General features: G+C 71.7%; 8 protein-coding genes and 2 pseudogenes. 4 read left to right on the plus strand and 6 right to left on the minus strand.

Translation table 11 applies throughout. The features are described 5' to 3' along the window. Positions 1 to 3 precede the first annotated feature (3 nt). The 4 genes and pseudogenes from IG99_RS29785 to IG99_RS50595 all read right to left on the minus strand — a co-directional run. Complete coding sequence (locus IG99_RS29785) at positions 4 to 246, minus strand: DUF5302 domain-containing protein (RefSeq protein ID WP_037679214.1); 243 nt, start codon at positions 244 to 246, stop codon at positions 4 to 6. Positions 247 to 553: 307 nt separating this feature from the next. Next, a pseudogene (locus IG99_RS46170) lies at positions 554 to 661 on the minus strand (dihydrofolate reductase family protein); the annotation flags it as partial. 133 nt (positions 662 to 794) lie between these two features. Further along, positions 795 to 1223 carry a DUF6193 family natural product biosynthesis protein gene (locus IG99_RS50590; protein WP_324606144.1) on the minus strand — a complete coding sequence of 143 codons (429 nt, stop codon included), beginning with the start codon at positions 1221 to 1223 and terminating at the stop codon, positions 795 to 797. A gap of 63 nt (positions 1224 to 1286) precedes the next feature. Then, positions 1287 to 1556 (minus strand): annotated as a pseudogene (locus IG99_RS50595) (DEAD/DEAH box helicase); the annotation flags it as partial. Between the two features lie 488 nt (positions 1557 to 2044). Here IG99_RS50595 and IG99_RS29800 point away from each other — a divergent pair. The 4 genes from IG99_RS29800 to IG99_RS29815 all read left to right on the plus strand — a co-directional run bounded on the left by IG99_RS29800 (position 2045) and on the right by IG99_RS29815 (position 9098). Then, positions 2045 to 3829, plus strand: coding sequence for an N-acetylglutaminylglutamine amidotransferase (locus IG99_RS29800; protein WP_037679220.1), 1785 nt, complete (start codon positions 2045 to 2047; stop codon positions 3827 to 3829). Then, a complete protein-coding gene (locus IG99_RS29805; RefSeq protein WP_037679223.1) occupies positions 3802 to 6300 on the plus strand; it encodes a S9 family peptidase in 2499 nt (832 codons plus the stop codon). The genes IG99_RS29800 and IG99_RS29805 overlap by 28 nt, the downstream gene beginning before the upstream one ends. 714 nt (positions 6301 to 7014) lie before the next feature. Beyond that, on the plus strand, positions 7015 to 8727 hold the full coding sequence (ctaD, locus tag IG99_RS29810; RefSeq protein ID WP_078947978.1) for an aa3-type cytochrome oxidase subunit I: 1713 nt from the start codon (positions 7015 to 7017) through the stop codon (positions 8725 to 8727). After that, on the plus strand, positions 8724 to 9098 hold the full coding sequence (locus IG99_RS29815) for a hypothetical protein (protein ID WP_234312012.1): 375 nt from the start codon (positions 8724 to 8726) through the stop codon (positions 9096 to 9098). Before ctaD ends, IG99_RS29815 begins: the two co-directional genes overlap by 4 nt. On the opposite strand, the gene IG99_RS29820 is transcribed toward IG99_RS29815, so the two are convergent. Then, positions 9088 to 9447 carry a hypothetical protein gene (locus IG99_RS29820; RefSeq protein ID WP_051866055.1) on the minus strand — a complete coding sequence of 120 codons (360 nt, stop codon included), beginning with the start codon at positions 9445 to 9447 and terminating at the stop codon, positions 9088 to 9090. The two genes, IG99_RS29815 and IG99_RS29820, sit on opposite strands and share 11 nt — an antisense overlap. A gap of 149 nt (positions 9448 to 9596) precedes the next feature. Further along, a complete protein-coding gene (locus IG99_RS29825) occupies positions 9597 to 12470 on the minus strand; it encodes a PKD domain-containing protein (protein WP_078947979.1) in 2874 nt (957 codons plus the stop codon). Positions 12471 to 12477: the final 7 nt, after the last annotated feature.

Raw genomic sequence — 12477 nt, forward strand, 5'->3', positions numbered from 1 at the left:
TACTCAGCCGCCGCTCTTACGCCTGAACGACCGCTGGTTCGCAGCCGGGCCGTGCGCCGCACGCACTTTCGACGCATCGGGGTTGGCGGCAACATCGGCGGCGTCCGCCTGCGCACCGCGCTTGCGCGCCAGCGCTTCGCGGAACTTGCGCTTGAGGTCGTAGTTGCCGTCGCTGTCCGGCGCCAGAGGGGACGTCTCCGGGGCGGCCGGCTCCGAACCTTCCGTGGATACGGGTTCTGCGGTCATGGTGACCTCCTGGGTTCGGGGGTGGGCAAGCACAGCTTGTCATGCCGGGCGCTGTACGGGGCGCCGACAACATCATCCTGCGCCATTCACTTCGTAGTCAGGCGCTCGGGATGGCTTCCGGCCCGGCTGAGGGGTGTCATTGCGACGCACGAGGGCGGCCTTGCGGGCCTCGCCGACCTTCGGGACTTGCCGCCGGCGCCGCGAGAGGTGTCCTCGCTGCCGCCGAGGCCGCGGAAGGGAACGTTTGTGCCGGACCGGCGTCAACAACGCTCGTGATCAATACACCTGACGCGTGGGGTGCTGCTGCTCAGCGCCTCGTCTCGTACCTGGTCACGACCACGCCGCCGGGAAACGTCCGCGTCTCCACCAGGTTCAGGTTCATCCAGCTGTCCAGTGCGGTGAAGAACGGCGTACCGGGCAAGCCGCCTGATCCCGACCTCGCCCTCGCCCTCGCCCTCGCCCTCGCCCTCGCCCTCGCCCTCGCGAATTAGCGTGGTGGCTTCAATCGAGTCGTTCTCTCAACGAACCGAGTCGTTCGGGCTTCTGTCTCAGCGAACCGGGGCCGTGCGTGGAGGTTTCTGGTCCGGCGGGACCGTGTCGAGCCGGTCGAGTTCCTCCCGGCGCCCGACGACCGCAGGGCCGCAGCCTGGTGGCAGACCACCGACGACCAGAGCGACGGCTTCCTCGGCGGTGTCCGCCTCCCCGACGGTCTGGGAACGGGACGGCCCAGCGACGAGGTAGCGCCCACCAGGAAGATGCATGACGAACGGAACATCCCAGGACCAGTCACCGGTGCACCTGTCCTGGTGGCTGCTTGAGGGATGGAGCCGCCGGAGAAGCGGCTCAGCATACGCGGCTCGCACCAGCCTGATGTCCATGTCCTCGCGATGGAGCAGCCGCTGCCACGCCGCCTCCACGACATCACCCTGACCAGGCTCGGCGTCATCGGAAGCACTCGGCGCATCCATCGATTCCATGCGCCCATTCTGCCGCCCCGTGCGCCAACAGAGCTTTACCCCCGCGAGGAGGGCCCGCCGCCGAGCGGGTCCCGGGGAGCCTTGGCGCGGAGGTGATCCGCTCAGCTCCGCCTCGCCCGAGCGCTCCTTGGTGACGGTTGCCGCGATGCCGGCCCCGGCCATCATTCGGCTCGCCTCGCGGCGCTGGCGCCGGCACGAGCGTGACCACGCTGCCGGTAGCTCGACGTGGGTCCGTGTGCGCTGCGGCTGGGACCTGCCGCTGTGCGGGGCCCCGGCGTGCACCCCGCTGGCCCGAAGATGCCGGGTGAGCCGGTCGACGGCGTGCTTGGTGTCGTCCTCCCGCCGACGCCCGATCGCAAAACGGAGGAGCCGAGGAAAAGAGCGCGAACACACGAGGCGCCGGTGACAAAAGTGCAGGGTTGCGCTTGATTGTCCGGTTGTCGGGAACTCGCCCTTCGCATGGGTCGCCGTGCCAGGCGGGCGGCCGAGAACGGAGAGGGAGCAGCCGTGGCCTTGTGGGCAGACCGGCAGACCGGCTCGTCGGCGAGACGCTGGTCGCCGGGGCTCACGGCGGCTGGGGCGGAACCCCCGTGGCGCGTGAGAGCCATCGGCTGTCCCGGCGGTACGGCGCGCGGGGCCGGGCGGGCCCCGCGCGCTCAGGCGCCGCCGTCCCACGCCGGTGTGGGTGCCACCTGTGATCGAGGAGAGTTGTTCGCCATGCCCAGCAGCACTGCCATCCCGAACCGCACCGTCTCGTGGTCGCTGCCCGCTCCCCCGTCTTCCGGCCGGGCCGACAGTCCCCCACGAGGGGGCGTGGCCTGATGTGCGGTCTCAGCGGAGAGATCCGGTTCGACGGCGGGCGACCGGACCTGGCGGCCGTGGAGCGCATGACCGACCGGCTCGCCGCCCGGGGACCGGACGGCAGGGGACTGTGGTCGCAGGGCGCCGTCGCGCTGGGGCACCGTCGGCTGAAGATCATTGACCTGTCCGACTACGGTGCCCAGCCGATGGCCGACCCCGCGGGGCGGATCGCCGGTGTCTTCAACGGCTGTGTCTACAACTACCAGGAGCTGCGTGAGGAGTTGCGCGGCCTCGGGCACCACTTCTTCTCGGGGTCCGACACCGAGGTGGTGCTCAAGGCGTACCAGCAGTGGGGAACCGCCTGCGTCGACCGCCTCTACGGCATGTTCGCCTTCGCCATCGTCGAACAGGCCACCGGGCGACTGGTCCTCGCCCGCGACCGGCTGGGTGTCAAGCCGCTGTACCTGGCTCAGGGACCGGGACGGCTCCGTTTCGCCTCCTCGCTGCCGGCGCTTCTCGCGGGCGGCGGCGTCGACACTTCGCTCGACCCGATCGCCCTGCACCAGTACATGAGCTGGCACGCCGCCGTCGCCGCGCCGCACACCGTCCTCGCGGGAGTACGCAAGCTGCCCGCGGCCACCGTGCGGGTGGTGGAGCCGGACGGCCGCCACCGCGACATCCGCTACTGGCAGCCGTCCTACACCCGCCGCCCCGAGTACGCACACCTGGACTCGGAAGACTGGCGGGACGCGGTGCTCGACGCGCTGCGCACGGCCGTACGCCGACGCATGGTCGCCGACGTACCCGTCGGTGTGCTCCTGTCGGGCGGCCTCGACTCCAGCCTGATCGTGGCGCTGCTGGCCGAGGAGGGGCAGCCCGATCTCACGACGTTCAGCGTGGGGTTCGAGTCCGAAGGCGGCGAGGAGGGCGACGAGTTCCGTTACTCCGACCTGGTCGCCGGGCACTTCGGTACGGACCACCACCAGCTCCTGGTGCCGTCGGACCGGGTGGCGACGGCTCTGGACGCCGCGATCGAGGCGATGAGCGAGCCGATGATCAGCCACGACGTGGTGGCCTTCCACCTGCTGTCCGAGCAGGTCGCGAAGGAGGTGAAGGTGGTCCAGAGCGGTCAGGGCGCCGACGAGGTCTTCGCCGGCTACCACTGGTACCCGGACCTGGCCGCCGTGCCGAGAGAGCGGGAACCGGAGACGTATGCCCGGACGTACTTCGACCGGCCGCACGCCGACCTCAAGGGGATCCTCCAGCCGCATGTGCTGCCCGATCACGACGTGTCCGGCCGCTTCGTACGGGAGCACATGGCGCACCCCGGCGCCGAGACCGCCCTGGATGCGGCGCTGCGGCTCGACACCCATGTGATGCTCGTCGACGATCCGGTCAAGCGCGTCGACAACATGACCATGGACTGGGGGCTGGAGGCCCGCGTCCCGTTCCTCGACCATGAACTCGTGGAACTCGCCGCCGCCTGCCCACCGGACCTGAAACTGGCCGACGGCGGCAAGGGGATCCTCAAGGCCGTGGGCCGCGGGGTACTGCCCCCGGAGGTCGTCGACCGGCCCAAGGGGTACTTCCCCGTACCGGCCGTCAAGCACATGGCGGGCCCCGTGCTGGGGCGGGTCCGCGAGGCTCTGTCGGCTCCCGAGGCCAGGTCCCGGGGCGTCTTCCAGGACGCGTACGTGGCCGGACTTCTGTCGGCGCCCGACGATCACCGCACCAAGCGGGGGGCGAACGCACTGTGGCAGGTAGCTCTGCTGGAGATATGGCTGCAAACGCACGGGATCAGCTGACCGGTGCGGGGGAGGCGCGCGCTCCCCGCCCGGCGACGGTGGCCCCGCCCCACCCACTGGCGACTTCCCCCGCCGAGGAAGACGTCGCCGACGGGATGCCTCGGGGGGCCGCGACGCACGACACCGCCGCGGAGCACGGCACCACCGCGTCCACCGTGACGGCCGGTGGCCGGGCCGGGGCCGGCACCGCCCGGACGCCCGCCTCCACGGCTCCGATGCCGGTGCCACTGCCCGACACCGCCGGGGCGCGGGACACCCCGCAACCGCTGACGGCCCACGGCTGCTGGTATCCGTCGGTGGACCCGAGCGGCAGGTATGTCGCGTTCATCTGCGACCGCGGCGGCGTGCCGCAGCTGTGGACCGGTCCGGTCGACGGACCCGAGGTCCATCTGCTCGACTCCGATCCGCACCCGGTCAAGGAGGTGGCCTGGTCGCCGGACGGCCGCTGGATCGCCTACACGACCGCCCCGGGAGGCGGCGAGCACACCCGGGTGCTGTGCGTACGACCCGACGGGACCGGGCGACACGTCCTCGCCGGTGCCGAGCCCGGGAGCTCCGCCCATCTGGGCTGTTGGCAGCACGACGGCTCGGCCGTCGCCGTCACCGTCGCCGAACCGGTTCTCATACCGGGCGGGGCGGACACGGAAGAAGAGCCCGCCCCAGCCGAGCCGGGCCTCGCCGACCCGCACACATACACCGTCGCCCGTCCTGCGGGCTGGGCCGCCCGGGACGGCCGAGCCGTGCTGCTGGGCGGCCCGCACTACGGCGACGCCAGTCCCACGGCCCGCCTTCCGGAAGAAGGAGGCGGTGGGACCTCTCAGGCTCCGCCGCGGCGGGAGATGTTCACGCCCGTTCCCTCACGGCCCCTGGACGGCGCGCCGACCCGTGGCGAGCGGGTTCCCGACGCGGGGTTTCCCGGCTCGGAGACCCAAGGTTCGGAGGCCCGCGGCTCGGAGGCCCTCGACACGCACGAGGGGGAAGGCGGCGAGGTTGCCTCGGACGGGGCGGCCGGCGGAGGTCTGGCCGCCTACCTCGTCGACCCCCTGGGCGTGACGGCACCCGTTCTGCTGGCGGTCGAAAGGGGCGCCGCCACGCTGCGTGTGTGCGACATCAGGCGCGACGGGCGGCTGGTGCTGGTGCGCCGGGGGCCACGCGGCCGTCGCGAAGCCCTCGTCGTACGCACCGCCGACCTGCGGACCACCTTCGCACTGCCGGTCGCCGACGGTGACCCGTGGATCGGGCGCTTCTCCCTCGACGGCACGACGCTGTGGCTGCGCAGTGACGCCGCACGCGAGTTCGCCGCGCTGTTCGCCGTCCGGCTGGATCCGGGAGGAACGCGGCTGGGGGTGACCGTCGCCGCGCAGCGCGAGGACTGCGGACTGGAGCTGCTGTCGTTCGGCCGCGACGGGCACACCGCCGCCCTCGCCTGGAACGTGCGCGGGGCCAGTGAGTTGGAGGTCACCGACATCACGGCGGCGTCCGCCGGGGGCACCCCGGCCGGTCCGCGGCGGGCGGTGCCGCTCCCGCACGAAGTGGTGACGCGCATCGCTCGGGCCGACAGCCGGACCGGACTGGTGCTGGCACTGTCCGGGTCGCAGCGCCGCCCCGGTCTGTGGTGGCAGTCCGAGGGCCCCGCGCTGCGCACCGAGTGGTCGTCCCGGGACGAGGACGCCGTCCCTCCGGGCCGCCCGCCCGTGCGTCCGGTGCCACTGCGGCTGACGGCACGCGACGGACTGCCGCTGAGCGGCTGGTACTACCGGGCGCCGGGCCGGGGCCCGGGAGAACCGGCGCCCTGCGTGGTCCATCTGCACGGCGGGCCGGAGGAGCAGGAACGGCCCGTGTTCAACCCCCTGTACCACAAACTGCTGGGCCGGGGCGTGGACGTCTTCGCTCCGGACGTGCGCGGCTCCTCGGGGCACGGGCGGTCGTTCGTCGACGCCGACCTCGGCACGGGCCGGTTCGCCGCGATCACGGACGTCGCCGACTGCGCGGCCCACGTCGTGGCGTCCGGTCTGGCGGATCCGACGCGGCTGGCCGTCATGGGCCGCTCGTACGGCGGTTACCTGGTGATGGCTTCCCTCGTGTGGCACCCGGACCTCTTCCGCACCGGCGTCGCGGCCTGCGGCATGTCTGATTTCGCGACCTTCTACGCGGGCACCGAGCCGTGGATCGCGGAGTCGGCCGCGCACAAGTACGGCCACCCGGAACACGACCGTGAGCTGCTGCACGCGCTGTCCCCGATGACCGGCATCGACGCGCTGCGCGTGCCGTTCCTCGCCGTGCACGGTGAGCACGACACCAATGTGCCGCCCGGGGAGTCGGAGCAGTTCGTACGGGCGGCCCGCGAGCGCGGTCTGGAGGCCGACCTGCTGATGCTGCGCGACGAGGGCCACGACTTCCTGCGCGCGGACAACCGGAGGATCTTCCGCCGGGCCGCCGCCGACTGGATCGAGCGTCACCTCGTCGGGTGAGACCGGGCGCGAGGCAGCGGTCCGGCGCGGCCGGTCGTCGGCAGCCCCTCGTGCCGACGACCGATGTCGCCGTCGGCCCATGGCGCATGAGGCGTCCGGCGCCTTCGTCAGACGCCTCATGCGGGTCCGCGGCCTCGCTCCGGGTGAGCTTGCCGGGTTTTGCGGGGGCAGGCTCCCGAAGCGCGGCCGCGCACGCCACGTCGCCGACCGGTCCTCGCCCGGCCTGCGCACCACCCTGAGCAGGCCGTCCCGGGCGTCCGGCACCTCGAGGGACAGGGTGTGGAACCCCGCTTGGTGCCCGCACGGCCGGGCACGCCGAGGCCGCCCGCCCCACGGGCGGAACAAGTGCGGCTGCGCGTCGGCCATCCGGCCGCCTGACCGCGGACAGCGCACGTCATGGCACGCGCCCAAGCAGTACGCCGTCGCCGCGTCCGGGCAGTGGACCGACACGGAGGAGCGCCGCCGTCGACTGCCCGCCGGTGAGGTCCCAGAGCCAGGCCCCGGCGGTCTCCAGCTCCCGTTGGTCTCAAGACAGCTCACGCACACAGGCTGTCGGCGTCCCTCCTGATCAGCTCACCCGGGCGGATGGATCAATCGGTCATTCAGCTCAACAACCGCGGAACCCGGGCGGCGTCGCTCGACCGGGAGGACTAGGTTCCGCTGGGTTGGTTGCGCACAGCGCGCACTCGTGCACTGTTGCCGAGCGAGGGACTGATGGCGACACATACCGAACCGGTTTCACCAGTGGCGGCCGCGGAGCGCCGCACCCGGGGCCAGGTGATCGTCTCCTGGCTGACCACGACCGACCACAAGAAGATCGGGCACCTCTACCTGATCACGTCGTTCGGGTTCTTCCTGATCGGCGGGGCGCTGGCGATGGTGCTGAGGGCGGAACTGGCCCGGCCCGGGATGCAGATCGTGTCCCAGGAGCAGTACAACCAGGCGTTCACGTTGCACGGCACTCTGATGCTGCTGCTGTTCGCCACCCCGACGTTCGCCGGGTTCGCCAACGCGATCATGCCGCTGCAGATCGGCTCGCCGGACGTCGCCTTCCCGCGGCTGAACATGTTCGCGTACTGGCTGTTCCTCTTCGGCGGCCTGATCGTGGCCAGCAGCCCGATGGTGCCCGACGGCGCCGCCGACTTCGGCTGGACCGCCTACACGCCTCTCAGCGGTGTCGAGCGCACCGGCCAGGTGGGCGGTGACCTGTGGATCATGGGGCTGGCGCTCACGGGATTCGGCACGATCCTCGGCGCGGTCAACTTCATCACCACGATCATCTGCATGCGCGCCCCCGGCATGACCATGTTCCGGATGCCGATCTTCACCTGGAACGTGCTGCTGACCTCGGTGCTGGTGCTGTTCGCCTTCCCGGTGCTGGCGGCCGCCCTGTTCGCGCTGGAGGCCGACCGGAAGTTCGGCGCGCACATCTTCGACCCGGAGAACGGCGGAGCCATCCTCTGGCAGCACCTGTTCTGGTTCTTCGGCCACCCCGAGGTCTACATCCTCGCGCTGCCCTTCTTCGGCGTGATCACCGAGATCATCCCCGTCTTCGCCCGTAAGCCGATCTTCGGGTACACGGGTCTGATCGCCGCCACCATCTCCATCGCCGGGCTCTCCGTCACGGTGTGGGCCCACCACATGTTCGCCACCGGCGCGGTCCTGCTGCCCTTCTTCTCCTTCATGACCTACCTCATCGCCGTGCCCACCGGGGTGAAGTTCTTCAACTGGATCGGCACCATGTGGAAGGGCTCGCTCTCCTTCGAGCCGCCGATGCTGTGGGCGGTCGGCTTCCTGGTCACGTTCCTCTTCGGCGGCCTGACCGGTGTGATCCTGGGCTCCCCGCCGCTGGACTGGGAGGTGACGGACTCGTACTTCGTGGTCGCACACTTCCACTACGTGCTCTTCGGCACGATCGTCTTCGCGATGTTCGGCGGATTCAGCTTCTGGTGGCCGAAGATGACCGGCACCATGCTCGACCACCGCCTGGAGAAGATTCACTTCTGGACACTGTTCGTCGGCTTCCACACCACGTTCCTGGTGCAGCACTGGCTCGGCGTCGAAGGGATGCCCCGCCGGTACGCCGACTACCTCGCCGCCGACGGCTTCACCACCCTCAACACCGTCTCCTCCATCGGCGCCTTCCTCCTCGGCCTGTCCACACTGCCGTTCCTCTACAACGTCTGGAAGACCGCCCAGCGCGGCAAGCGCGTCGAGGCCGACGACCCCTGGGGGTACGGCCGCTCCCTGGAGTGGGCCACCGCCTGTCCGCCCCCGCGCCACAACTTCGTCACCCTGCCCCGCATCCGCTCCGAGTCGCCCGCCTTCGACCTGCACCACCCGGACCTCGCCGAGCTCGAGTACACGGAGCACGCCGGACAGCGCGACGCCCTGGACGCCGAGGGCCACAGAGGCGAACCGCGGTGAGACGCCTCGGGCACCGGGCACCCCGCGAGGAGGGCGACGGCGAACTGGCCGCCACCGTCGAGGGCTACCTCCTCGCCCACAGTCACCAGGAGCAAGCACGCCGCGAAGCGGAGAGCCTCTGCGCCCGCATGCCGTGGCTGACCACCGCCCAGGCCGAGGACGTCAGCCGCCACTACGTCCGTCAGCGCATCGTCCTGACCCGCCAGATGCTGAGGAGCACGGTCGAACGGGCCGACCAACTGCGCCAGGAGTACGAGGAGCGCTACGCCGCTCTCCGCCGCGATCTGCTGAAACGCCACGCAGCCTGTGCCTCCGCCGTCCTCGCCTGCGCCGTCGCGGTGAGCACGGCGGCGAGCCTGTTCAGTCGTTAGGTTCCGCCAACCGGGCGCGCCGGTCGGCGCCGTGGTCCTGTCCAGCATCGCGCCGTACGTCGGTTGTCGTTCCCCCAGCCTTGCGCACGGCGTCCTTGGTGCGTCCATGAGGACCGCGACGGGGCCCAGGGCGACGTTCGCGGTCGCGGCCTCCACGCCGGGGCGCGGGCGCGTGGGAGCCATGGCCCTCGGCGGCGTTGATGCCCTTGGCCACGGTGGCCGGCGTGTTGGGGTCGGCGGTTCGCCGGACGTGGGTGAACGCGTAGCGTTCCTCGGCCCGGGCGGGCCGCCGTACGTCACGGCGCAGGGCGAGGAGCTGCGGCATGAACTTCGGATCGTCGGTGTCCATGTCGTCCAGCGTCGCGAGCCGCTCCTTGGCCTCACCTCCTCCTCCGCGGTCCGGGCTGCCGAGAGAGCTTGACGGAACCACCGGCGTCCGAGGAAACCGCGCCGCCGCGGGGTGCCGGGGCCGGCGGTCGACAACGGGCCGCCGGGCGGTCAGGCCACCGGGTAGGCGTCGTAGTCGCCGAGGAGGTCGGCGTAGACGTCGACGGAGGTGGAGCCGGCGTTGTACAGGTCGACCACACCGTCGGTGCCGACCTTGACCAGCGCGCGGTTGGCCACGGTGCGTCCGGCGGTGAAGTCGACCGAGTACACGCCGGGGCGGGAAGTGCCGTCGGCGTAGGCGACGAGGTAGCCGCTGCCGGACGGCGAGGGCACGGTGACGTTGAGGTCGACGGCACTCACCCCGCTCGCCGGGACGCCCTGCGCACCGGCGACCTTGAGCTTGAGTGTGGCGTGGGCGCCGAGCTTGGCGATCTTCCCGCCGGTGCCGGTGCCGGTGCCGGTGTTGAGGATCCGCATCGGGCTGACGGGCTGGAACTCCGCACCGCTCGCGCTCGGGCCGTACCAGCCGACGAGGTCCGCGACCAGGTTCGCCGACGACGTCCCGGCGTTGTGCAGCACGACCTTGCCGTCCACGAGCGGGAGCACGATCTCGTCGGAGGCGGTCTGCCCGGTGGTCCAGTACGGGCCCGTCACGCTGGAGCCGGAGGTGCCGTGGGTGGCGACGGTGAGGTGGCCGGACGCCCTGGTGGTGGTCGCCGCGACATTGAGCACCACCGCGTTCGCGCCGGTCGGGACGCCATGGGTGCCGGTGACGGCCAGCGTGACCGAGTGGCCGCCGGCGACGGGGCCGGTGACGCCGCCGGTGCCGTTGCGGGTGTCGAGCAGGCGGGCCGGCGTGGCGGGGTGGTAGGTGCGGCCGTACTGCGCGTGCGACTGCAGGCCCACCGTGGCCACCGTGACCGTCACGGCACCGGAGCTGCCGTTGTAGAGGTCGACCGAACCGGTCGGGGTGACCTTCACGGTCTCCTCGTCGGTGGCCGTACGGCCGGGCGCGAAGTCGATGCCGGCGGTGCCCGGCCGGGTGGTGCCGTCGGCGTAGAGGGTCAGGGCACCGCTCGCCTTGGCTCCGCTGGTGACGATCTCCAACTGGGCGGCGTCCACGCCCGCGGACCCCGCCCGCACCGTGGCCGCGGAGAGCTTCAGGACCCCGTGCGCGGCGATCGTCTTCTCGGTGTCGTACAGCGGGGTGATCGGCAGGAAGGCGTCTGCGGCGTGGAAGACCGCCTTGGCGGTGGTCGTGCGGCCGAGCAGGTCCGTCTGCGTCAGCGTGGCGGTGTACGTGCCGGGCGCCGAGTACTGGTGCTCCACCTGCTGTGCGCCGTCGGCGAGGTTCTCCTGGGCGCCGTCACCGAACGTCAGAGTCCGGGAGGCGACCTCCCAGGCGTTCGACGGTTCCGGGACGGTGAACAGCCCCGCCCCGGAGGTGACCTCGCCGTTGTTCGCGGCCGGCGCGGCGGCGGACATCGACGCGGCCGGCGGGGTGGCCGTACCCGCCACGACGCGTGCGTACCGCAGGATCCGGCTCGACCCGCTGGTGTCGGTCACCGTGATCGTCACGGCGTACGTACCCGGCTCCGTGTACGTGTGGCTGATCGGCTCGCCCGCGGCGCCGACGGCCGGGGCGCTGCCGTCCCCGAAGTCGACCGCGTAGCTGAGTGGTTCGCCCCACGAACCGGTGGCGTCGTCGGTCTTCACCGAGGTGGCGAACGGCGCGACACCGCTCGTCGGCGACGGCGTGTCGTCGGACGGGACGGTGATGGTGTCCTGCCGCTCGATGGCGCCCCGGTCGGTGTGGGTGTCCGTGCCGCTGCCGGTGTCTTCGACCAGCGGGTCGTCCACCCGTGGCGCGCCGTCCACGTCGGTGGTCGTCTCACCGGGCGCGTCGGCGTCCGCCGAGTCTACGAGGACGGAACGCTCGGCCGGTGCCTGGAGGGCGTTCAGGCTGAGCCCGTCGATGTCGTGTGCGCCCTGCCCGGTCGCGTCCCGCAGTGCCGCGGCGGTGGTGTAGGAGGTGCCCGCCCAGGAGTATTCGGCGTGCGACTGGGTGGAACCGGCGGCGCCGTTGGCCGCCACGTTGTGGTCGCCGGTGACCTGGCCCGCCGAGTCGGCCGACACCTCGTAGAGCGGGGCGGTGGGTTCCGGGCACGTGCTGCTCTGCGCCGTCGTCGCGGAGGCGACGACGTCGTTCTCCAGAACCCCGGAACTCCCGCCGTCCAGCGAGATCCCGGTGGCGCACGGCGACTCCACCGAATTGCTCGTCACGTCCGCGCCGGCCGTCCCGCTCACGGCGATCCCGCCCTGCCGCGGAGTGGCAACCACATTCGTCGTCACGGTGAGCTGCCGGGCCCCTGACTCCACCCGCACCCCGTACCCGTATCCGTTGTCGACCCGGTCCCGGGACACGGTCACGTCCGAGGACGCGCCATCCACGGCGACCGCGCTCCCCGTACCGGATACCGGTAGCGCGGCGTGGAACGACAACCGGTCCAGGGTGACGTCCTCAGACCCCGTCACATCCACCCCGTCCCCTCCGCCGTGCGAGAACGCCAGCGACTCGACGCGCACGTCGTGCACCGCTCCCAGCGTCAACGCCGGCGAGGAGCCCGTCGGCGCGATCTCCGCCTCCGTGCCACCCACGCCGGTCGACGCCCCGGTGAACGTGATGGGCGCCGAGTCCGTCCCTGACCGCGTCAACGCCACCGACTCCTGGTACGCCCTGCCGTCCGGCGACTCGATCTCAACCGTCTGCCCCGGCTCCACGACGTCCGCCGCCGCCTGCACCGTGCAGAAGGGCGTGCCCCGCGTCCCGGTGCCGCTGTCGCTGCACGCCGCGTCGTGGTTCACGTACAACGTCCCGGCCGAACCCGCGTCGGCCGCCGCGGGCCCCGTCCCCCAACCGCTCACCACCCCCGCCAGGAGAAGCACGGCGACGGGCATTCCGGTGGTGGGGCGAGGTCTACGCATGAGGTCT

Origin of the sequence: Streptomyces griseus subsp. griseus (assembly GCF_000720255.1) — a bacterium.
Classification (GTDB): domain Bacteria; phylum Actinomycetota; class Actinomycetes; order Streptomycetales; family Streptomycetaceae; genus Streptomyces; species Streptomyces griseus_I.